The 21,798-nt window shown below is 48.3% G+C and carries 21 protein-coding genes; 11 read left to right on the plus strand and 10 right to left on the minus strand.

The annotated features are described in order from the left end of the window. Positions 1–5: 5 nt before the first annotated feature. The 4 genes from KNO69_RS12400 to recX form a co-directional block, all read right to left on the minus strand. Entirely contained in the window at positions 6–2,051 is a 2,046-nt protein-coding gene (locus tag KNO69_RS12400; protein ID WP_214818382.1) for an ABC transporter ATP-binding protein, read from the minus strand. A 22-nt stretch (positions 2,052–2,073) separates the two neighbouring features. Beyond that, the gene (locus tag KNO69_RS12405) at positions 2,074–3,798 is read right to left on the minus strand and encodes an ABC transporter ATP-binding protein (protein ID WP_214818391.1); all 1,725 of its coding nucleotides are present in this window, start codon (positions 3,796–3,798) and stop codon (positions 2,074–2,076) included. 320 nt (positions 3,799–4,118) lie between these two features. Then, positions 4,119–5,759, minus strand: coding sequence for an L-lactate permease (locus KNO69_RS12410; RefSeq protein WP_214818393.1), 1,641 nt, complete (start codon positions 5,757–5,759; stop codon positions 4,119–4,121). Positions 5,760–5,807: 48 nt separating this feature from the next. Beyond that, the gene (gene recX, locus KNO69_RS12415) at positions 5,808–6,620 is read right to left on the minus strand and encodes a recombination regulator RecX (protein WP_214818395.1); all 813 of its coding nucleotides are present in this window, start codon (positions 6,618–6,620) and stop codon (positions 5,808–5,810) included. A 145-nt stretch (positions 6,621–6,765) separates the two neighbouring features. On the opposite strand from recX, the gene KNO69_RS12420 reads away from it, so the two are divergent. The 5 genes from KNO69_RS12420 (at position 6,766) to KNO69_RS12440 (ending at position 11,831) form a co-directional block, all read left to right on the plus strand. Next, complete coding sequence (locus tag KNO69_RS12420) at positions 6,766–7,674, plus strand: TIGR01777 family oxidoreductase (RefSeq protein ID WP_214814507.1); 909 nt, start codon at positions 6,766–6,768, stop codon at positions 7,672–7,674. Positions 7,675–7,686: 12 nt separating this feature from the next. Beyond that, complete coding sequence (locus KNO69_RS12425; protein WP_159563578.1) at positions 7,687–8,841, plus strand: amidohydrolase; 1,155 nt, start codon at positions 7,687–7,689, stop codon at positions 8,839–8,841. A gap of 177 nt (positions 8,842–9,018) precedes the next feature. Continuing rightward, positions 9,019–9,585: a GNAT family N-acetyltransferase gene (locus tag KNO69_RS12430; RefSeq protein WP_015880874.1), complete on the plus strand. Its 567-nt coding sequence runs from the start codon at positions 9,019–9,021 to the stop codon at positions 9,583–9,585. Positions 9,586–9,753: 168 nt separating this feature from the next. After that, a complete protein-coding gene (locus KNO69_RS12435) occupies positions 9,754–10,443 on the plus strand; it encodes a response regulator transcription factor (RefSeq protein ID WP_214818397.1) in 690 nt (229 codons plus the stop codon). Beyond that, positions 10,440–11,831 carry a sensor histidine kinase gene (locus KNO69_RS12440; protein WP_031421106.1) on the plus strand — a complete coding sequence of 464 codons (1,392 nt, stop codon included), beginning with the start codon at positions 10,440–10,442 and terminating at the stop codon, positions 11,829–11,831. The genes KNO69_RS12435 and KNO69_RS12440 overlap by 4 nt, the downstream gene beginning before the upstream one ends. Before the next feature lie 30 nt (positions 11,832–11,861). Here KNO69_RS12440 and KNO69_RS12445 read toward each other — a convergent pair whose 3' ends face one another. Next, positions 11,862–12,149 (minus strand): hypothetical protein, encoded by a 288-nt coding sequence (locus KNO69_RS12445; RefSeq protein WP_074037713.1) that lies wholly within the window; start codon positions 12,147–12,149, stop codon positions 11,862–11,864. Positions 12,150–12,266: 117 nt separating this feature from the next. On the opposite strand from KNO69_RS12445, the gene KNO69_RS12450 reads away from it, so the two are divergent. Beyond that, positions 12,267–12,473 (plus strand): hypothetical protein, encoded by a 207-nt coding sequence (locus KNO69_RS12450; RefSeq protein ID WP_074037714.1) that lies wholly within the window; start codon positions 12,267–12,269, stop codon positions 12,471–12,473. 28 nt (positions 12,474–12,501) lie between these two features. Here the strand turns inward: KNO69_RS12450 and KNO69_RS12455 are convergent, their stop codons facing one another. The 3 genes from KNO69_RS12455 to KNO69_RS12465 form a co-directional block, all read right to left on the minus strand. Further along, positions 12,502–12,909, minus strand: a complete 408-nt coding sequence (locus KNO69_RS12455) for a cytidine deaminase (protein ID WP_074037715.1) — start codon at positions 12,907–12,909, stop codon at positions 12,502–12,504. Between the two features lie 92 nt (positions 12,910–13,001). After that, the gene (gene rlmD, locus KNO69_RS12460) at positions 13,002–14,378 is read right to left on the minus strand and encodes a 23S rRNA (uracil(1939)-C(5))-methyltransferase RlmD (protein WP_074037716.1); all 1,377 of its coding nucleotides are present in this window, start codon (positions 14,376–14,378) and stop codon (positions 13,002–13,004) included. Then, the gene (locus KNO69_RS12465; RefSeq protein ID WP_015880867.1) at positions 14,375–14,584 is read right to left on the minus strand and encodes a hypothetical protein; all 210 of its coding nucleotides are present in this window, start codon (positions 14,582–14,584) and stop codon (positions 14,375–14,377) included. The genes rlmD and KNO69_RS12465 overlap by 4 nt, the downstream gene beginning before the upstream one ends. An 85-nt stretch (positions 14,585–14,669) precedes the next feature. Here KNO69_RS12465 and yfkAB point away from each other — a divergent pair, with 85 nt between their 5' ends. Genes yfkAB through KNO69_RS12480 form a run of 3 tightly spaced genes read left to right on the plus strand, consistent with a single transcriptional unit; the run spans position 14,670 to position 17,209 of the window. After that, on the plus strand, positions 14,670–15,776 hold the full coding sequence (gene yfkAB / locus KNO69_RS12470) for a radical SAM/CxCxxxxC motif protein YfkAB (protein ID WP_214818400.1): 1,107 nt from the start codon (positions 14,670–14,672) through the stop codon (positions 15,774–15,776). Between the two features lie 53 nt (positions 15,777–15,829). Then, positions 15,830–16,024, plus strand: a complete 195-nt coding sequence (locus KNO69_RS12475) for a hypothetical protein (protein WP_015880865.1) — start codon at positions 15,830–15,832, stop codon at positions 16,022–16,024. Between the two features lie 42 nt (positions 16,025–16,066). Further along, the gene (locus KNO69_RS12480; protein ID WP_214818404.1) at positions 16,067–17,209 is read left to right on the plus strand and encodes an MFS transporter; all 1,143 of its coding nucleotides are present in this window, start codon (positions 16,067–16,069) and stop codon (positions 17,207–17,209) included. Between the two features lie 39 nt (positions 17,210–17,248). Here KNO69_RS12480 and KNO69_RS12485 read toward each other — a convergent pair whose 3' ends face one another. Together KNO69_RS12485 and KNO69_RS12490 are read right to left on the minus strand one after the other, a co-directional pair. Next, positions 17,249–17,551: a hypothetical protein gene (locus tag KNO69_RS12485; protein WP_031421094.1), complete on the minus strand. Its 303-nt coding sequence runs from the start codon at positions 17,549–17,551 to the stop codon at positions 17,249–17,251. Between the two features lie 133 nt (positions 17,552–17,684). Continuing rightward, the gene (locus KNO69_RS12490; RefSeq protein ID WP_214818406.1) at positions 17,685–18,629 is read right to left on the minus strand and encodes a DMT family transporter; all 945 of its coding nucleotides are present in this window, start codon (positions 18,627–18,629) and stop codon (positions 17,685–17,687) included. A 201-nt stretch (positions 18,630–18,830) separates the two neighbouring features. Here KNO69_RS12490 and KNO69_RS12495 point away from each other — a divergent pair, with 201 nt between their 5' ends. Both KNO69_RS12495 and KNO69_RS12500 read left to right on the plus strand, forming a co-directional pair. Then, on the plus strand, positions 18,831–20,738 hold the full coding sequence (locus KNO69_RS12495) for a heavy metal translocating P-type ATPase (protein WP_214818409.1): 1,908 nt from the start codon (positions 18,831–18,833) through the stop codon (positions 20,736–20,738). Between the two features lie 115 nt (positions 20,739–20,853). After that, positions 20,854–21,780: a carbohydrate kinase family protein gene (locus KNO69_RS12500; protein WP_015880860.1), complete on the plus strand. Its 927-nt coding sequence runs from the start codon at positions 20,854–20,856 to the stop codon at positions 21,778–21,780. Positions 21,781–21,798: the final 18 nt, after the last annotated feature.

Below are 21,798 nucleotides of genomic sequence, written 5' to 3' on the forward strand. Positions count from 1 at the left end.
CCTCCTTAACTGATGGCTTGTTGTTTACTCTGTAATTCATGCATTCGTGCGTAGACACCACCATACTCGATGAGTGACTGGTGATTGCCTCGCTCAATGATTCGCCCGTGGTCGAGAACGAGAATCTGGTCCGCTTCCCGAATCGTCGAGAGTCGGTGCGCGATCACAAATGTCGTCCGACCGTACGTGAGTGTCTTGAGCGCGTCCTGAATCAATGCCTCCGTCTCCGAGTCGACGCTCGCTGTCGCTTCATCGAGGACGAGGATGGCCGGGTCAAAGACGAGGGCGCGTGCGAAACTGACCAGCTGTCGTTCTCCACTCGAGAGTGAAGCTCCACGCTCGATCACCGGCTCATCGATGCCTTGCGGTAGCTGCTTCACGAAGCGGTCTGCCCCGACGGCTGTGAGTGCTTTCCATACCTGTTCGTCCGTAATCGTCTCATCTCCAAGCGTGACGTTCGTCCGAATCGTTCCAGTGAATAGGAACGGGTCTTGTAAGACGATCCCGAGATGGTCTCGTACCGCCTGCGTCGGTAGATTTGTCACGTCCATACCATCGATTCGGAGGACTCCGGCGGATGGGTCATAGAAACGCATGAGCAAGTTCATGATTGAACTCTTCCCGCTTCCGGTATGCCCAACGAGTGCGACCGTCTCACCAGGAGCGGCGTGTAGTTCAATCTGTTGCAACACCGGTTTCCCTGCTTCATAACTGAAGGTCACGTCATCAAAGACGACATCCCCTTTAAAGCGTGGAAGACGTTCCGATGAGACCGGTTCCCCTTTCTCGTCGAGCAGTTGGAACATCCGGTCGGCCGAGACGAGCGCTTGTTGGAGTGGTGACAATTGGTTCATGATCTGTGTCACCGGCTCAAAGATCCGCGAGACATAGTCGATATACGCGTACAGAATCCCAAGTGTCAAGACACTTCCCGTACCGAGCGTTTGGGCCCCGACAAACCAGATGAGTAAGGCGAGCGCCATGTTTCGGAAGAAATTGACGAGGTTGTGGCTCATCAACGCATCCAATTTCAACAACTTTCGTCTCGTTTGGAAGTTGTCGCTGTTCTTCTCATTGAACTCGTCATAAACGAGATTTTCGCGGACGTATGATTGAATGATTGGCATCGTTTGAATGCTCTCATTCAACTGCGCGTTCATATCCGCGACGAGTGCGCGGACACGGAAGTTATTTTTTGTCGAGAAACGTTGGAACAACTTGATCCAGACGATGACGACCGGGATGATAATGAGCGAGACGAGCCCTAGACGCACGTCTAGGAAGAACATCGCAATGAGTACCCCGATCATCATGACGACACTTTGGAAGACGCGAGCAAGCACTCCTAAATACAGGTCGCGAATCGTCTCGGTATCATTCGTGACACGACTGACAATCTTCCCGATTGGTGTCTGGTCAAAATAGCGTACCGGAATCGTTTGGAGATGCTTCATCACATCAAGACGCATCGTTTTGACAATTTTATGCGCCGACCGTTGTAGGAGCATCTGTTGTCCCCAGTTCAATCCGGCCGCAAATAGTAACAGGACGACGTAAAGTCCCGATAAGAGAAGGACAGCTCGTAAATCCGTTTGATAGAACTGGAACACGTCGGTCGACGAGAGCGCGGCAATGTTGTCATATGTCGCCGTCTCGTCTCCTCTTGAAATCGTCAGCACGTCGCCATCGACTTCACGGACGCCTCCGCTCATAATCGCCTCAGGTACGAGATAGTACCCATCGGTCGTTTGGACAATCGAGACCGGCTGAATCACATCTTGACCGTCTAGTCTCGTTTCTTTCTCATACGATTCTCCATTAAAGGAAACACTACCGCCGGATTCGACTTGAACCCAGTCACGCTCGATGGCGACAATATGCTCATCGATAATGATTTTGGCGATATACGGCCCGGCAAGTTCTGCACCAACCGCTAAAAAGAGTAATGTCAGTCCGAGGAAGATGGAGCGCTTCACTTGCTTGGCATAACCAACGAGTGAGCGGATCGTCTTCTTCCGGCGGACCGGATCTAATTCATATTGATCGATCATGAGAGATTCCCCCTTTCCCGGATTACTCCGTCTCTCCTTGTCGAATAAATTGTTCATAGTACCAACCGTGTCGTTCCATCAGTTGGTCGTGGGTGCCGCGCTCGGTAACTCGTCCATCTTGAAGGACGAGAATTTGGTCAGCATGTGCCACCGCAGAAAGACGGTGCGCCACGATAAAGGTCGTCTTCGCCTCACGGCTCGTGCGGACCGAATCGATTATGCGTGATTCCGTCTTCGCATCGACTGCTGAGAGCGAATCGTCAAGAAGCAGAATCTCAGGATTTTTCAGTAAGGCGCGTGCAATCGACAATCGTTGCTTTTGTCCACCTGACAGCATGACCCCTTGCTCCCCAACGACGGTATCGAGACCGTTCTCCAAGTGTTCGATGTCTGTATCGAACGCCGCGAGATGAATGGCTCTGTCGAGTGCTTCATCCGAGACATCATCGACTCCGAAACGAATGTTATCACGCACCGTTTTTGAGAATAGGAGGTGCTCTTGTGACACATACCCACTCCAGCCACGGACCGTTTCAAGTTTAATGTCCGAGATTGGCACCCCGTTCACGAGAAGGGAATCGTCAATCGGATACTCCCGGAGCAATTGACGTAACAACGTCGTCTTCCCAGCTCCAGTCGGTCCGACAATCCCAATCGTCTCACCACGCGAGACGTGCAGGACGATGTCTTCTAACGACTCCCGATTCGCGTTTGGATAACGGAATGAGAGCGATTTGAAGGTGATCTTCTCCGGTACATCGATGTGAACCGTTCCGGTTGACGAAACGTCCGGTACCTCATTCATCGTTGTCTCAATCCGTTCCAAGCTCGCCGTTCCTCGTTGGACGACGTTGATGAGTTCCCCGAAGGCATACATCGGCCAAATCAACATCCCTAAATAAATGTTGAAGGAAACGAGTTGACCGAGCGTGATGTCGTTCGTAAAGACGAGATACGTCCCGAACGAGAGTCCGATCAAATAGCTGAGTCCAACGAGTAATTTGATGACCGGCTCAAACAAGACGTCGATTTTAGCGACATGCATGTTTTTCGCCATCACGTCATCCGTGATGGCATCAAATTTTTTCGTATCCGCCTCTTCTTGGACGAAGGAGCGGACGACCCGAAGACCGGAGATGGATTCAACGACTTGGTCGTTCATCACGCCGAACGAATCTTGGGCTGCCGTGAAACGTGTATGAATCTGACTCCCAAGTTTATTCATCGACCAGGCGAGAATCGGCATCGGCAAAAGTGCTGCGAGCGTCAACTTCCAATCGATGAACACTCCCATAATCGTCAAGGCGATGAGCGTCATGTTGAACGAGTCGACTAATGTCATGACCCCAAATCCCGCTGTCCGCTCCACCGCTTTTAAGTCATTCGTCGCAAGTGCCATCAAGTCACCTGTGCGATGTTGTTGATAGAAGCGCGGTGTTTGTTTGAGGAGGTGACCAAAGAAGCGACCTCTCAATTTCTTTTCAAGTAAAAAGGCTGTCCCGAAGAGTCGGGCAATCCACAAGTACGACATCACGTACGATAACACCATAATGCCGAGTAGCGACGATACAATCAGAATCAATCGCTCTGTCGTCAAACTTCCTTCACGAATCGCATCGATCGCCTGACCAATAATCCAAGGCGGCAGCATATCTACAACCCCTGTGATGATCAGTAAAATGATCGCAATCACATACGTTCGTTTCTGTCTTTTAATAAACCAATCCAATTGCTTAATCAGTTTCATGACTGATTTCCCCCTTCCGCCTCACCCATCCAAGCACGCAAAAAAGCGCACTCCACCTGATTGTGCAACCAATCAAATGAAGCGCGCTTGAAGTAGTCTTCAGTCTTTTGCATGGTCAGGGAAAGGACACTACCCCTATCCAGCTGCCAATGTCACGCAGTTAAATACGAGTAGCCATATGATGTTTTGAGTGTGTTTGTGAGTGCAATGTTGTTCATCATTCTGGCTCCTCTCGTTTCATAGTTTTAAAATCTACTCAAACCTTAGCAGACTGTTCTGAAAATTGTCAACATTATTCTGTAAAAAAATTGTAACTTGATTTAGTTTAAGAAAAACATGCCTAAAATGAGACCAATGACCCCCGTCGCCGTCACGTAGTAAATCATCGGCATGAACGTATAACGGATGATAGTCCCTTCCTTGCCGAGCAACCCGGCAACCGAGGCAACGGCTACGACGTTCAACACACAGATCATGTTCCCTGCGTTCGCCCCTGCCATCTGCATCGATAAAGCGAGCGTGTTATCAAGTCCAACAGAATCCGCAACGTTTGTCGTCAAACTCGAGAACATCATGTTCGAAAACGTCGCCGAACCTGAAACGAAGGCACCAAGGGCCCCAATCCACGGAGCGACAAGTGGCCATACTCCGCCGAGCGTGTCGGCAGCCGCCGTCGCGAGTTCGACTGGCATCGAAGCGAGTCCGGCGCCACCATTTTCAGAGTGGATGAATATACGAACCATCGGAACCGATGCCGCTAACGTGATGGCCGTCCCGACGACTCCAAGTGTTGTCGCCTTAAACACCGATGTCACTTGTGACCAACTCATGTTGTGTAAGAAGAATGTCGCAATAATCGTCAGGATAAACATAAAACCTGGTGAATAAAATGGTTCCCAAGACGTCGAAACCCCTTCTACCCCGAGGATGTCCGGGAGATTGATTCGGACACTGCGAGCGAGTTCGTTTAAAAATGGGACAGTACGGGTGAGCACTAAGAAAATCGTCAAAATAAGATAAGGTGCCCACGCCTTCCACTGAGGCAATTCTCGTGTGGTTGATTTGAGCGTCACTTTCTCAGCAGATGGTTCTAGCTCATCCACATATCCATCAAACGTCCAGACGCGTTTCGGCATGAGAATGCCTTTACGAGCCATGGCCACGAGAATGACCAGACCGGTTAAACTACCTAGCATGCCACCGAATTCAAATCCGAGGATGAGTGTCCAAATGTACGCCGGTACGCTGTACAATAACGCCGCCACAATCGCAATCGGAAATACCTCGAGTGCGGGTTTTATTGACTTCTCCTTACTGAAGAAACGCGTCAACATCAAAATTAAAATGAATGGGATGAATAGTCCGACTACCATGTCGATCAACACCGTCTGTAAGACGACCTCTGTCAAGAAGGCAATCGACTCAGGCTGGTTCACATCTAAAGATAGGCCGTTCCCGATCCCGATAAGTGCCGGTGTCCCGACCGCACCAAATGTTACGGCCGACACGTCTGCGGATAGCGCGATGACAACGGCGGCAATCGGTGGAAACCCGAGTGCGATCAAGAGCGGTGCTGCAACCGTTGCAGGCGTCCCGAATCCAGATGCGCCTTCAATAAATGAAACGAATAACCATCCGACAATCAAAACTTGAATTCGAGGGTCGGGTGTGATGTTGACGAATCCGGAACGAATCGCGTTCATCCCGCCCCCTTCTTTCATCGTATTCATCATTCCGATTGCCCCGTAGACAATCCATACTGTCGTGACGGCGATGACGAGTCCTTGTAATGTCGCCGCCATAATTCGTGTCGCATCCAATTGCCAGACGAAGAACGCTAAAATCGCCGTCGTCACGAGTGACAAGGGCATGGCTACCGATGCAGGTAAACGCATAATGACCAATAAGATGAGCACGGCCACAATCGGTGTCAGTGCTGTAATCCATTCTAAAATCGTCAATGTAGACCCACCTTTTCGTGTTTTCCCCTACCGTAAACAGATGTCCCATCACGATTCTTCTTCAGCGATTCGATCTAACGTACGTTCAATCACATCATACGGAAATCCTTTGCGCCGAAGCTGCATCTTCATGCGCTGTTTGCGTTCGAACGCGTCGTACCCGCTGAACTTCCGACTCAACTTCTCAGCCTGTTTCCGACATGCCACAACCTCGACATCTTCGTCCTCTTCTTCCCAAAAAGTTTGAATCGCCTCTGAAATAATATCAAAGGTAAACCCCCTTTGCATCAGGGTTTGTTGAATTCTTTGTTGCACTTCTGTGGCAGAACGACGATTTGTTTCCAGTTGTTTCCTTTTCACGAACTTTCCAGCCTTCTCTACGAGATCTTCGTGTGAGATTGATTCTAATACGGATTCAACAACGTCCGTTGGGATTCGGAGCTGTTCGAGCTCGCGTTTGATTTTGATCGGTCCACTTGGACTTGTGTTGAATTTCGTTTGGACATACGCTTTTGCGAACTCCTCATCATTCAAATAGCGCTGCTCGATTAGTCGCGTGATGGCATGTTTGATAGCAGATTCACTTAACTCTTTCTTCACGAGATAGTCCCTTACCTCTGAAATGGCGCGCATTCGATACGATAAATAATTGATGGCCAACTTATAGGCTTTCTGAGCTTCTTCCGCCTCAAGGACGTCTTGCACAAAATCGTCTTCGAGCTCCATCCCTTTTGTGAGCCCGTACTTGATGAATACGTCAACATCGATGGCGAACGCAAACTCCTCTTTCCCCTCCCGTTCGATGAAGACGTTCAGTCGATCTTGGTTCTTCTTTTGGGTCGTGAACTTTGCAATTTTCACAACGACTCCCCTCCATTCCATGTTTCTAACATATCACGTTCAAGAAACGTAGAGGATTTTTGATAAGTTAGAAGAAAGGGTATTCATCTGGATATACTGACTTATACCCATTTTAGAAACAACACATGATATCGGAGGGAATTTCATGAAAATCGCAATCACTGGTGGAACCGGGCTCATCGGTCAACCACTCGTTCGTGCACTCGCCGACGCCGGACATCAAGTCGTCGTGTTGACGCGTCATCCACGTCCCCGCCATCGCGGGGTATCGTTTATCGAATGGTTGACACCGAATAGTAAACCAGAAGAGGAACTCGAAGGAACAGATGCGTTCATTCATTTGGCCGGCGCCTCAATCAACGACGGGCGATGGACACACAAACAGAAACAAGCCATCCTTCAAAGTCGAATCGAAGGGACGAAGGAAGTCGTCCGGATCATTCAACAGTTGAAACAAAAGCCACAGGTCGTCATTAGCGGCTCGGCCATCGGCATATACGGTGAAGATCGTTCCATTACGTATTCCGAAGAAACCCCATTACCGACACGGACTAATTTCCTCGGGAATGTCTGCGTCCTCTGGGAACAGGAAGCAGAACCCATTCGTGATTTAGGCGTTCGTCTTGTGACGATGCGCACCGGCGTCGTCTTATCGAATGATGGCGGTGCCTTCCCATTAATGAAACTCCCCTATCAGTTCGGGGTCGGTGGTAAAATTGGTTCAGGAGAGCAATGGGTTCCTTGGATTCATTTAGACGACCTCGTCCGCTTGTTCGTGCATGTCATCGAGACCGATTCTATCGAAGGACCGGTCAACGGTACTGCACCTACACCGGTGACGATGAACGAGTTCGGGAAGACGATTGCGAACGTGATGCACCGTCCTCACTGGATTCCGGCACCTGCCCCAATGATGGAACTCGTCCTCGGTGAAAAGAGCGTTATCGTCCTAGAAGGTGCGAAAGTCGTTCCTACGAAGGCACTTCAACACGGTTTCGACTTCCGCTATGAAACATTGGAACCGGCTCTAACACAACTACTACAAGATGTTTAAGGAGAATGAATTGTGAGTCACTTACTAATCCGAAATGCCCATATTTACCCCATCACTGCCCCCCATTTTTACGGAGACCTCCGTGTTCGGGACGGGAAAATTGTCGAAATGTCCGATTTACTTGAACCGACTGACGGGGAGCATGTCATTGAAGCCGAAGGAAACTTTTTATTCCCCGGCTTCATCGATGCTCACACCCACCTCGGATTATATGATGAAGGAACCGGCTCTGTCGGAAACGACGCCAATGAAACGGTCGAAGCGATGACGCCTCATGCACGTGCGATTGACGGGGTATACCCGCTTGACGAAGGATTTCAAGAAGCGCTGATGGCAGGCGTAACCGCCGTTCAGGTCATGCCAGGAAGTATGAACGTCATCGGTGGTGTGACCAGTGTCATCAAAACACACGGTCGCTATATTGACGACATGATCGTCCGTCGTTATGCCGGATTGAAGATGGCGCTCGGCGAAAACCCGAAACGGATTCATAGTATGGGGAAAACCGGTGATTTGACGCGGATGGGGATTATGGGGTTGCTTCGTGAAGCGTTCCGTACCGTCGGGTCGACCAAAACGATCGGAACGTTCGGCAGTCAGATGATTCAACTTGCCCTCGACCGAGAGATGCCGATTCGTGTGCATGCCCACCGCGCCGATGACATTTTATCTGTCGTTCGCTTTGCCCAAGAGTTCAATCTCGACTATCGTATCGAACATTGTACAGAAGGTCATCTTGTCGTTGAAAAACTACAAGAACTCGGTGTGAAACATGTCACCGTCGGACCGACGTTTACTCGAAAATCTAAAATCGAGCTTCAGAACAAGACGTGGGAGACGTATCGCATTCTCCATGAGCACGGCATGATTGTCTCCATCACGACCGATCATCCGTACACGCCGGTCCAATATTTGAACTTGTGCGCCGGACTTGCAGCACGTGAAGGACTGCCTGTCGACATCGCGTTACGCGGAATCACCATCAATCCAGCTGAATCACTAGGTGTCGCCGACCGAATCGGCTCTCTCGAAGTCGGAAAAGATGCCGATTTGGTGCTTTGGAGTCACTTCCCGCTCGACTACTTATCGAAGCCGATTATGACGATTGTGAACGGTGAAGTCGTGTACAAAACGGACCGTGCTGAAACCCATCATGAGGTCGAGTAATTTTCATTATTTTTCATAAGGGTTTTTACGCATAATTTACTTGCTTTTTTAAAAATACTATATAAAATTATCTTGTAACTTCATAAAGCAGCCAAGGCGGTTCGAACAGCGAAGCCAGAAGTATGCTTTCGTTACGACTATTCTTCAGCGGTCTGAAATAGGAGGAGGAATGTAAAGGTGCTCAAATTTCGTGAGCTCACCGACTGCGCGGAGTTGTTCGAACTGATGCAACACCCAGATGTCTTTCCGTATGTCCGTCAAAAGACGGTCCATTTTGACGAGTTTTTATTTAGCACGAAGCAAATCATCGAGCTAGAAGAGCAAGGAAATATCATCTCACGTACCATCACGAACGAGTATGGCACCCCGATTGGGACGATCAGCTTGTTCGATGTCGAATCCGGCTATGGATTCCTCGGCACGTGGCTTGGCAAGCCGTATCACGGCAAAGGTTATAATCAAGTGGCGAAAGAGGCGTTCTTCTCAGAACTGTTCTTCGAGCTTGATATTGAGAGCGTTTTTTTAAAAATCCGTAAATCGAATGAACGATCGATTGCGGCAGCAGAGAAGCTCCCGTACGCGTTTTGCGCGAACGAGATCCGCTCTGAACTGCTCGCGGAGATCAACCAAGGTGACGTGGAGTATGTTTTATACGAGGTATCCAAGTCGAGCTTCCAATTGTACTTGCATGCCCTGCACGTCCCGGAATACGAAGTGCCATACGAGGCACAACTCGAAGCATGAGCCAATTCTGTCAAAGAATTGGCTTTTTTGTGGCGTTTTTGTGTGGATTTGATGGAGGGAACTTGTCGGAGCCGAATAAATCTGTTCTAATTCGAAGAGATAGGTATGATAGAAGTATGAGGGATTTATCACAACTCCCGTTAACCGTTTTGCAAAGGAGAATGGCATATGTCAGAATCAATGTTTCGTATCCTCGTGACCGACGACGAAGAACAAATGCGCGATTTACTTGTATCAAATTTAGAAAAAGAAGGGTATGAGACGGTCACCGCCTCAAACGGCCTTGAAGCGATTGAACGTTTGAAAGAAGAGACGTTCCATCTCGTCTTACTTGATGTGATGATGCCGGAACTCGACGGATTGACGGCTTGCATGCGCATCCGTGAGTTCTCAAACGTACCCATCATCCTGTTGACGGCACGCTCAGAAGAGCTCGACCGCATTCACGGCCTCAAAATCGGGGCAGACGATTACATCACGAAACCGTTTAGCCCACGCGAATTACTCGCACGAATCGAAGCGACGCTCCGTCGCACGCACAGCTTCTCAAAAGAACAAGAAGCGACGTTTGATGTCGGGGTCCTCTCAATCGATATCGAAGGACGTACCGTCAGTGTGAAAGGGAAGATCGTCAACTTGACACGAAAAGAGTTTGATTTGCTCTACCTATTCATCACGAACGACGAAAAAGTATTCTCTCGTGAACAATTGCTCGATCAAATTTGGGGGACCGAGTATCATGGTAACCTTCGCACGGTGGATACTCACATTAAGACGCTTCGCCTGAAACTCGGCGAGGCGGGCGGTTATATTCAGACAGTCTGGGGAATTGGCTACAAATTCGAGGCAAACGGATGAAACGATACACGATCAGGAAGCGGATTTGGATTACCATCTGGACAGCCAGCCTCTTCTCAGCGTTCGTGTTTCTCATCATGACGTTTTATCTGTACGACAAGTTCTATATTCAAACGCAAGAAGAACTGCTCATCAATCGCGGTGAGAAACTTGTCACCATCTATAAGGCCGACGGTTTCTCGGACGCGTTCGCCGATAGTATGACGTACACGAACGAATTGACCGAAACGAAAGTGTTCCTCTCCTCCGTTCGAGAGGACACACTCGGCTCCGGTAAAACTTTTTTAAGGCAGCAAGACCTCGAACGGTTGCAGGACGGTTATGCCATCTCGGTGACCCGGAAACATCCGACCGAGGACGTCGACATTTTGATGACCGCATTTCCTCTCATCCGCGACGATGAACTCGACAATGCACTCATTTTGTATATGGAGCTCAGTAAAATCAGTGAACCGTTCCAACCGATTCGGCTCATGATCACGTTTTTACTCGTCCTCATGATTGTGAACTTGCTCATTTTTGGTAAACAGATCATCGACACGATCATCCAACCACTCATTCAGATGAAGCGTGCCTCTCAAGTCTATGCGCAAGGTGATTTCTCCCACCGCATTCCGATTGTCTACGATGACGAAATTGGTGAACTAGCAGACACGCTCAACTCGATGGCGGAATCGCTCGGACTTGTTGAAGAACAGCGTAAAGAGTTTCTCGCTAACGTCAGTCACGAACTTCGCACGCCACTCTCTTACATCCGCGGTTATACCGAGATGCTCCAAGATGAGTCATTGGATGAAAAAACGAGGGCGCAATATTACGACATCATCGAGAACGAGACGAACCGGCTTCAGCGCCTTGTCACGGACTTACTCGATCTCGCCCAGCTAGAGCGCGATTCGTACCCGATGACGAAAGAACCGGTCGTTTACTCGCAAGTACTTGAAGACGTCCTCTATCGTCTTGAACCGATTGCCCGTGCGAAAGGCGTGACAATCGAATCGGATTTAGACTTCGACTTGATCATCCTCGGTGACCATGACCGACTCGAACAAGTCATCGGCAATCTTCTCGACAACGCGCTCCGATATACGGATGCTGGCAAGACGATTCATGTGAAAACGTTCGCCGAAACCGAATATGCAATTACGGAAATACGTGACGAAGGTCGAGGCATCCCGAAAGAAGATTTAGACAAATTGACGGAACGCTTCTATCGTGTCAATAAATCACGGACACGAAAAGATGGCGGAACCGGCCTCGGTTTGGCCATTGCGAAGCACATTATCGAGCGTCATGAAGGGTCTCTTCATTTCAGCTCTGAAGTCGGACAAGGAACGACTGTCACTGTCGGTCTGCCGCTTCTACCTGACGATGAATTTGATATGTAAATAGGCAGCCGCGATGGCTGCCTTTTCTTTTCATATGTCTTTCCCTTTATATTGTTCGACCGACTCTCGTTCAAGTCGTTCGCGTTCGGCATGCGTCTGTGGAAAACCGTTCGCCTGCCATTCGGCACGGTGACTTGAATCAAGTTGCGTGAGCCCTTGCTCCGCTTCATCTTGATTCGCATCGACGCTTTCCCGTTCATCCATCTTCTGCCACGTATCTTCTTCCTCACGTTGCGAAAGCAGTGCCGCCACTTTTGGTGCAACGAGCGCCGCACCGGCAACACCTAAGACAATCCCCATCAACACTTTCCGATCCATCCTAACCCCTCCTTCACTATGCACTCTTCATTCCACCATTTTATAATCTCAAAACCATTATCGAAAACGTTTACAACATTTCTACGAGTGGAATGGCTAATGGAAGGAGGCGATTGGATGGAAAAGAAACGACCCACTTCGAAACGTCCGTTTGATAATCCGGACGCGGTAGACACGGACAAAGAAAGCATCTTTGACGAAGACGGCATGCAAACCGTCGACCCGATTCCTGTCGAGGAATTAAACGAACGAGTGAAGGATGAAAAGAATAAACGTCACTCCAAAGATGACTCAGTGAGTGAAAAGAAATATAAAGACACATAACAAGCTGCGGACAAACGTCCGCAGCTTGTTATGTTAAATCTTTTGGTGAAAATCCGTAAGGCAACATCTCTTCTTTCGTCATCACTTTCGTATCACCGTTCAAGTTTGCAAGAATCAACGTGAAATCTTCGCCAGCGAATTCAGAAATCACTTGGCGGCACGCACCGCATGGTGAAATCGGGCCTTCCGTGTCACCGACGACGACGACCGTTTCAATCGCGTCACTACCTTCTGACACGGCTTTAAAAATGGCTGTGCGTTCGGCACACATTGACAATCCGTACGAGGCGTTTTCCACGTTACATCCTGTAATTTCGTTTCCTGATGTATCGATGACGACAGCTCCTACTTTAAACTTTGAATACGGTGTATAGGCGCGTTTGCGCGCTTCGATGGCTTTATGGACGAGTTCTTGTACGCGTTCTTGTGAGATCATAGGATGTTCCTCCACTTCTATATTTGAAAAGAAGTCTGACATCTGAACTATATCGTGAAAACGCTTACGTGACAAGCCTTTTCACGGTCTCGTCAATATTTTTTCTTTTTCTTTTTCTCGAATACGACGACCGACTCGACATGAGATGTCTGTGGGAACATATCATACGGCTGTACGTAATTCACTTTGTATCCCGCTTTCATCAACTGGTCGGCGTCACGTGCGAGCGTCTGCGGGTTACATGACACGTAAACGATTCGCTTCGTTTTAGAAGAGATGATGGAATTGATCAATTGATGGTCCATCCCTGTGCGTGGCGGGTCGACTACGATGACGTCTGGGATCCATCCATCTTTTACCCAACGTGGAATCCAATGCTCGGCACGCCCTTCGACGTATGTGACATGGTTATAGCCATTTTCACGCATATGGTCATTGGCATCTTCGACCGCTTCCGGCACGACTTCCATTCCACGGATTTCTTTTGCATATGGGGCTAACCAAAGTCCGATCGACCCTACTCCTGCATACGCATCGATCACACGTTCTTCACCTGTCAATCCTGCGGCCTCGACCACTTCACGGTACATTTTTTCTGTCTGTGCCGGATTCAACTGGAAGAATGCGCGTGGTGATAAGTGATAATGAACGTCGTCTAATTGTTCATCCATTTTCTCCTGACCGGCGATGTGAACTGTCCGATAACCGAAAATAACACCCGAACGGTTTGCATTGATATTGATATGGAACGACACAACATTCGGCAATTCCATGATGCGGTCGCTCAATTCATCTAAATCAGGGACATCTTCATGTCCGACGACCAAAACGACTTGAACATCGTTCGTGTTATAACCCGAACGGACGACGATTGTACGCGCGTACCCCGTGTCGCGACGTGCATCGTAGACGGGAATATCGAGTTCGTTTAAAATACGGACAATCGCATTGTTGATGTTCGTCGTATCCCGTTGTTGTACCATACAGTGCTCGATTGGCACGAGATGGTTCGAGTTCGGTTTGTAGAGACCTGATACGATCTCACCGCGACGCGTGCCGAGTGGGAATTGTGACTTGTTCCGGTAATACCATGGATCTTCCATTCCGATTGTTGGACGGATATCCGATTTGTCCACGTTTAGTTTCGTCTTTTGACGGAAGGCGTTTCGAACGATTTCTTCCTTATACTCCATCTGCAGACGTGAACTCATATGTTGGATTTGGCAGCCCCCGCACTCATCGTAAATCGGACAAGGTGCTTTGACGCGGTCTTTCGAGTCGTTATCTCGTTTGACGACACGCGCTTCCGCATAGTTTTTTTCCACACGCGTGATTTCGACTTTGGCTCGTTCTCCCGGCAATAAGTTCGGAATGAAGATGACCATGCGATTAAGTGTCGCAATGCCTTCTCCATTAATGCCAAGTCGTTCGACCGTGACATCTTTAAAATCTCCTGTAATTAATTTCAATCTGATTCATCCTTTCGAGACGATTGTTCTAGGTCTTTGGCGTAACGCACTACTTTAGCGCGCAACGAATCAATGTCGGCTAACAGGCGATGTAAATCTTCAGGTGTCGTATGCTCGTCTAGCGTATTGACCGATAGACAGAGTAATTCCGTTCTCGATTTTAGGACGTTCATCTTTCCGGCAGTATCTGTTCGTGATTTACCCATCTTGTAATCGCTCCTTTGGTTCGTGACAAAGAGTTGCTATTATAGCATACTATTTCGTGTAACTTGATGAAAAGGTGGAATCCACATGCAAAACATCTCCCCAACTTTCGACCCTTGGGAAGCCTATCTCGACCAAGTCGAACACGGTCGACTCGTCTTATCCAATGTCGAAGTCACTACAACGAAGCTGTGTAACATGCGCTGCGAACATTGTGCGGTCGGTTATATGCTAGACCAAACAGAAGAACCAGAAGTTCCGCTCGACCTGTTGATTCAACGACTGGATGAGATCGAACATTTGCGTGCCTTCTCCATCACAGGCGGTGAACCGATGCTGTCTATGAAATCGGTCCGCAACTATGTCGTCCCATTGTTACGTTATGCGAAAGAACGTGGGGCGCGCACGCAAATCAACTCGAACTTGACGCTACCGTTATCTCGCTATCATCTTATTACCCCTTACTTGGACGTTTTGCACATTTCGCATAACTGGGGTACCGATGCCGATTTCCTTGAAGGCGGATTCGCGATGATGGACCGGAAACCAAGTGAAGAGGCACGATTGAAAATGCTCCAGACGATGAAAGACAACGCACGTGCTCTCACATCTGAAGGAATCATTGTGTCCGCGGAGACGATGATCAACAAACGAACGATTCCGCACTTGAAAGAGATCCATGAAGAAATCGTATCGCTCGGTTGCCAAAGGCATGAGGTGCACCCAATGTACCCCGCAGACTTCGCTAGCGCCCTCGAATCAGCATCGCTCGCTGATACGCGACAAGCCATCCATGACTTACTCGATGCCCGTGACGAGAACGTATGGATGTTGTTCGGGACGTTACCATTCTATGCATGTTCTGACCTACCTGAAGACCGTGCTCTGTTGAAGCGACTTCATGAAACAAAAAACGTGACCGTTCGAAACGACCCAGATGGACGTTCTCGTCTCAATACGAATATCTTTGACGGACAGATCATCGTGACCGATTTCGGTGATGAACTCGGTTCACTCGGCACCGTCTATGACACACCATTCCAAGAGGCGTATGATAAGTGGACGAACAGCCAATTGAACGCTACACTCTCTTGTCACTGCCCTGCCGTGAAGTGTCTCGGGCCGAACGCACTCGTTAAACAAGCATATTATCCGACGGTCGATTTCCAATCTCGTAAAGCTACATCGTTTTAAATATTTCGATTCGGGAAATGTTCTGTATATTAAATGAATCGAGGTGCGTGTAGATGACTGCGATTTATATCCTCATGATTACCGTGATGGCCATCATTATTTTTGGCGGAGTACTGAGCATCTTATTGACAGCCGCATTCGTTTCAGACAAAGTAGAGCATGATGAAATGTTTAGTCAAGGCAGTTGGGATGATGAATTGCTGCATTTGAATCACTCTCCACAACCGATTGACGACACGAAAAGCTGAGACCCTTCTCGGCTTTTTACTTTGACTTCATGAGGTGAACCTATGCTCCGTTTTCGTTTTATGATTTTACTATTGATTGTCTTTATTTCCGGTTTGATTCAAGGTGCGCTCATCCCACTCTTATCCACGTTGATTGAACGGGATGGGGCCCCGGCCTGGGTGAACGGACTGAACGCGACGATGCTTTACGTCGGTGTGATCGTCTCTGCGCCTCTCCTGGAGCGATTCGTCCGTAAATATGGATTCCGACCGACCATCGTCCTCGGTATCGTATTGACGGCTGTCGCGACCTTCGCTTTACCGATTTGGCCGTCCTTACTCGTTTGGGCGATGATGCGCTTCTTCATCGGATTCGGCGACTCGGCTCTACACTACGGGTCACAAGTATGGGTGACCTCAGCAAGTGAAAAGAGCAGTCTCGGTCGAGCGATGGCGTATTATGGAATGTCTTTCAGTCTCGGTTTTGCCATCGGTCCATTGATCGCACCACTCGTCGACCTATGGTTTTGGTTACCGTTCCTCATCATCGTCTTCTTCTGTCTCGCTTCGTTGATGCTCGTCTTTAAAGTCGAGAACGAGTTTCCGGAGGTCGAAAAAGTGAAGACCGACTCGAAAGGACGAATTCGCCTGATTCTTGTCGGTGCGGGATACACGCTTCTCCCTGCCTTTACATATGGGTTTCTCGAAGCGAGCTTAAATGCCAACTTTCCCATTTTTACGTCTCGGAATGGGATGAGTTTGACGGAAACGAGCACACTCATCACGACGTTCATCGTCATGTCGATTGTCGTTCAGCTTCCTCTTGGTCGCCTCGCAGACTTGTACGGTAAGAAGCGGATCTTACAAATCGTGCTGACGCTTGGTACCCTCGTATTCACTTTGGCGAATCTTGTTGTCGATTCCTATGTCGGTCTACTCTTCCTATTCGCACTTGCCGGCGCCGGGCTAGGATCGACTTATTCACTCGGTTTGGCGCATATGACAGAGGTGCTTCCCCGTTCGTTACTGCCGACGGGAAACATGCTCTACAGTATTTCATTCAGCATCGGCTCGATCTCAGGTCCGATGATCGGTGCCTTCTGGTTGTCTTTACCGAAAGAGGTCTATTTCTTTATGTATGCCGTCATTCTCGGTATTCTAGCGCTACGACTCTTCACGTCGACCGCTAAACCAATCGACTTATAAACAGAGGCAGATGGTTCCCATGAACCACCTGCCTCTGTTTTATTCCACTACTCGTTCCATTTCATCATCGTTTAACTGCAAAGCTCGGATGAACACTTCGTCTAGCGCGAATGGTTCGGTGTCTAGCGAAGCGAGTACATCGGATTTTAGCGTCACTTCTACGACACGGTCATCGAACTGCCATCTCGTCTGAATATCATCACCTTGTCTTGTGGCGCGGGTCGCCACTGGACCGTGACGTTCTTTTAAACTTTGACTCACGCACTTCATCACGTACTTGACGTACTCATCTTTCGGCTGACGTGAGATGAGAATGTTTCGAACGATTCGATTTCTAGTCATTGTTTCTCCTCCTCCCTTTGAATGATTGCGCACGCAAGTCTTTACAAACGAAGACCGATTTTTGAACTTTAAAATTCAGAATTTTTAATATATTTTGTCATGGGATTTCAATTCCGTCAACTCTGTCTCTATTTCAAATGACATCCGTTTGTTTTTTTGTACGGCGACCTTGAAAATACGTAGATAAATAAATGCCGACAATAACGAATCCGAGTCCGACCACCGCATTCCATGGAATCGTTTCACCGAGTAAAATCCCTGACAACATGACTCCAAATAAGGGAACTAAGAAGATATAGAGTGAAATTCGACTGACCGGATTGTATTTCATTAATGTGTTCCACAATGTAAATCCGATCGCTGACAACATCGCCAAGTAAAACAAGAAAGCAATCGTCTGTCCGGTGTACGGCATGGAAACACCATTCGGGTCTAATAGATAGCCGATCAGCAGTAACCCAACTGAACCGATCACCATCGCCCAAGCCGTCATCGGGGCAACATCATACGTCTTCGAGTAGTCCTTCGCAATCAAGTTCCCGAACGCTCCAGATACCATTGCCAAGATGAGTAAAATCTCTCCTAACCCAAAACCAACTTCAGATCCGGTCGCCGGCCAGTTCGCGATGACGATTCCAGAAAAACCAAACGTTAAAGCAAACCCCTTCAATCGATTCAATTTGTCGTCTTCATATCGGAAATGAGCGAGGGCCATTTGGAAAAACGATGTAGAACCAGCAATGATTGATCCCTGGACCCCGGTCGAAATGGACAGTCCGATATAAAAGAACAAGTATTGTAGAAACGTCAAAAACAAACCGAGATGCGCATACGCCTTTACCTTTTCACGGGTGAATCGGACAGACCGTTTCAAAACGGTCTGACTGATGATGAGCAATAGAATCCCTGAGAGTAAAAAGCGCTCGCCAGCGAACAATAGTTGTTGCCCATACTCATTCGATTGGATATCAAGTTTCTCATAACTCAACTTGATGAATGGGAACGCACTCCCCCATAACAACGTATTGAAAATCGCCAATAACGCCACCGTCCAAGGGCGTTCAAATATATTTTGCATGACACAAAAACTCCTTAATCTTTTTATTTGTGAGTCACTGATAAGCGTGTTAAGATAAATCTAGATAATAATCATTATAAATAAAGGATTCAGATTAAACTTCTATAAATTCTTTATTTTAAGCCAATTGAAGATGATAATCATCATCAGTCATTATCATTTAATCGAGATTTATTCTCAATTAGAAAGAAGGGATTATCGATGAACGTCCAAACGGTTACGCACGAAAAAAGCCACGTTTTCAAACGGGCTAGCTGGTACGAACATATTGAATTGATCATGGCGCTCATTAGCGGTGTATTGATTGTACTCGCTTATATCGCCGAAACACAAGGCGGAGCGCCTTGGATTCATGTCACACTTTACTTATCCGCCTTTTTTATCGGAGGATACGCAAAAGCGAAAGAAGGGATTTCGGATACGATTGAGACGAAATCGCTAAATGTAGAGCTTCTCATGATTATCGCCGCCATCGGTGCCGCTTCGATTGGGTACTGGATGGAAGGGGCAATCCTCATCTTCATCTTTGCTTTATCCGGGGCACTCGAGACGTATACGATGAACAAAAATGAACGTGCCCTCGAATCGTTAATGGAATTACAGCCGGAACAGGCGACTCGTCTAACAGACACTGATGAACTCGAGGTTGTTCATATCGACGACCTTCGTGTCGGAGATCGGATTTATGTACGTCCTGGTGAACGCATCCCGGTCGATGGAAAAATTGTAAAAGGCAACGCATCCGTAGAAGAAGCCGCCATCACAGGCGAATCTGTCCCTGTCGATCGTCAAGTCGGTGATGACGTGTTCGGATCGAGTGTCAACTTGAACGGGGTATTGACGATTGAAGTGACAAAACTCGCGACGGAAACACTGTTCCAAAAGATCATTCAAATGGTCCAACAAGCGCAAGAAGAGAAATCACCGTCTGCACAGTTCATCGATCGATATGAAGGACGTTATGTTCAAATCGTGCTCTTCTCTGTTGCGGCCATCATCATTCTCGGACCGTTCGTCACGTCGTGGTCTCTTGAAACGAGCATCTATCGCGGCATGATCCTTCTCGTTGTCGCCTCCCCTTGCGCACTCGTCGCCGCCATCACACCGGCCGCGCTGGCTGCCATCGCCTCTTCTGCAAAACACGGGATTCTCTTTAAAGGCGGTGCTCATATCGAGAACATGGGACGTCTAAAAGCAATCGCCTTTGACAAGACCGGGACACTCACAATTGGGAAACCGATTGTGCAAGAAGCGCTCATCTCACCTTCATTAGAAGAAGAGGATGTCAACCGAATTGTCAGTTTGATTGAAGAGCATTCGATGCATCCACTTGCTGAAGCGCTCGTTTCCTACACCGGAAAACATAGCGGGGAAATGACACACTTCAAAGACATCACAGGCTCCGGAATTGAAGCAACGATTGACGGGACGACGTATCGGGTAGGAAAACAGAAGTTCGCTGACCGAAGCGGTGATTTCTTTAAGAATGATGTCGAACGATTGAAAGAGGCCGGTCATACACTCGTCTTCATCAGTGACGAGACACGTACAATCGGTGCTTACGCCTTACGTGACACGCTACGACCCGAGGCAAAGGTAGCAATTAAGCGACTGAACGACTTAGGGATTGCGACCATCATGATTACCGGAGACAACGAGGCAACCGCTCGCGCTATTGCGAACGAAGCTGGATTGACACGCTATATCGCCGAATGCTTGCCTGAAGAGAAGGTTTCGCAAATCAAGATGTTACGAGAGGAATATGGAACAATCGGGATGATCGGCGACGGAATCAATGATGCCCCCGCCCTTGCGACCGCCGACGTGGGGATTGCCATGGGCGAAGGTACGGATGCCGCACTTGAAACGGCAGATGTCGTCTTAATGAAAAACGACCTCGTCCGATTGAGCGACGCCATTCGTCAATCACGTAAGTTGAATCGCATCGTCTTACAGAACGTCGTTTTTGCACTCGGTGTGATCCTCGTTCTGATCGCAACGAACATCTTTGAGTTACTCATCATGCCGTTCGCGGTCGTCGGACATGAAGGTTCCACTATTTTGGTTATTTTGAACGGTCTTCGACTCCTCACGTCATCATGGGAGTGATCTATTCGACAAAATGGAATCGAGGATTGAAACAATATGTCGATTTCGTTATAATTGAAACAATGTGTCTACAGACTGAAACTGATCGAAAGATTGACTAAAGGTGGTACAAGATATGAATACGATTGCAGTCATCGGCAAGGTGTTTGTCGATATTAAAGGGACTTCCTTCGCACCGCTCCACAAAGATGCGAAGAATGTCGGCGACATCACTTTCTCCAATGGCGGAACAGGTCGAAACGTTGCTCAAAACTTAGGTGTGCTCGGCAACGATGTCCGCTTCGTCTCGACCGTCACGAACGACCAAATCGGTGTCGGTGTCCTCGAAGAATTACGTTGCTTGAATGTAAACGTCGACGGGGTCGACATGCTTGACGATAATGGTATGGGCATGTGGCTCGCTGTGATGGACAATAACGGTGATCTTCAAACATCTATTTCGAAACAACCAGACGAAGCCCGTATGGAAGAAGCGATTTTACGTCAAATCGATACGGTCTTTGAAGAGAGCGATGCGGTCGCCATCGACTTAGACTTATCGGTCAACGTCTTGAACGAGACGATTGAACTATGCCGTGAAATGGATTTACCGCTTTATGGTGTCTGTGGCCACCTATCCGTCATCGAACGAAACCGCCATTTGCTTCAAGGATTCACAGGATTCATCTGCAGTCGTGAAGAAGCGGAAATTTTATCCGACATGTCAATCGTCACGGTAGACGATGCCCTTCGTGTCGCGGAAGTACTCGCCATGAAAGGTGCCCCCCTCACCATCGTCACGATGAGTGAACTTGGTGCCGTGTATGTGGACCTTCGTACGAACGAACAAGGTCACGTCCCGACGACGAAAGTGAAAGTCGCAGACTCCACGGGAGCTGGTGACTCCTTCTTCTCCGCTGTCATTTCTGAACTTATGAAACAACACTCGATTGAAGAGGCGCTTCGATTAGGTATGCGTGTCGCAGGAAAAGTCATCGCTTCGCATGAGAACGGATTGACGCAAGAGATGTACGCATCATTAGAACAACCTACGCAAGAATAAATAGAACGCATCGGCGAA

Source organism: Exiguobacterium sp. s131, assembly GCF_018617345.1.
Taxonomy (GTDB): Bacteria; Bacillota; Bacilli; order Exiguobacteriales; family Exiguobacteriaceae; genus Exiguobacterium; species Exiguobacterium profundum.

What these genes read in the sequence shown, in the direction of transcription:
- KNO69_RS12400 (WP_214818382.1), bottom strand. Translation starts at nt 2,051, where the DNA reads ATGATCGATCAATATGAATTAGATCCGGTCCGCCGGAAGAAGACGATC.
- KNO69_RS12405 (WP_214818391.1), bottom strand. Translation starts at nt 3,798, where the DNA reads ATGAAACTGATTAAGCAATTGGATTGGTTTATTAAAAGACAGAAACGA.
- KNO69_RS12420 (WP_214814507.1), top strand. Translation starts at nt 6,766, where the DNA reads ATGAAAATCGCAATCACTGGTGGAACCGGGCTCATCGGTCAACCACTC.
- KNO69_RS12435 (WP_214818397.1), top strand. Translation starts at nt 9,754, where the DNA reads ATGTCAGAATCAATGTTTCGTATCCTCGTGACCGACGACGAAGAACAA.
- KNO69_RS12440 (WP_031421106.1), top strand. Translation starts at nt 10,440, where the DNA reads ATGAAACGATACACGATCAGGAAGCGGATTTGGATTACCATCTGGACA.
- KNO69_RS12445 (WP_074037713.1), bottom strand. Translation starts at nt 12,149, where the DNA reads ATGGATCGGAAAGTGTTGATGGGGATTGTCTTAGGTGTTGCCGGTGCG.
- KNO69_RS12450 (WP_074037714.1), top strand. Translation starts at nt 12,267, where the DNA reads ATGGAAAAGAAACGACCCACTTCGAAACGTCCGTTTGATAATCCGGAC.
- KNO69_RS12455 (WP_074037715.1), bottom strand. Translation starts at nt 12,909, where the DNA reads ATGATCTCACAAGAACGCGTACAAGAACTCGTCCATAAAGCCATCGAA.
- KNO69_RS12465 (WP_015880867.1), bottom strand. Translation starts at nt 14,584, where the DNA reads ATGGGTAAATCACGAACAGATACTGCCGGAAAGATGAACGTCCTAAAA.
- yfkAB (WP_214818400.1), top strand. Translation starts at nt 14,670, where the DNA reads ATGCAAAACATCTCCCCAACTTTCGACCCTTGGGAAGCCTATCTCGAC.
- KNO69_RS12475 (WP_015880865.1), top strand. Translation starts at nt 15,830, where the DNA reads ATGACTGCGATTTATATCCTCATGATTACCGTGATGGCCATCATTATT.
- KNO69_RS12480 (WP_214818404.1), top strand. Translation starts at nt 16,067, where the DNA reads ATGCTCCGTTTTCGTTTTATGATTTTACTATTGATTGTCTTTATTTCC.
- KNO69_RS12485 (WP_031421094.1), bottom strand. Translation starts at nt 17,551, where the DNA reads ATGACTAGAAATCGAATCGTTCGAAACATTCTCATCTCACGTCAGCCG.
- KNO69_RS12490 (WP_214818406.1), bottom strand. Translation starts at nt 18,629, where the DNA reads ATGCAAAATATATTTGAACGCCCTTGGACGGTGGCGTTATTGGCGATT.
- KNO69_RS12495 (WP_214818409.1), top strand. Translation starts at nt 18,831, where the DNA reads ATGAACGTCCAAACGGTTACGCACGAAAAAAGCCACGTTTTCAAACGG.
- KNO69_RS12500 (WP_015880860.1), top strand. Translation starts at nt 20,854, where the DNA reads ATGAATACGATTGCAGTCATCGGCAAGGTGTTTGTCGATATTAAAGGG.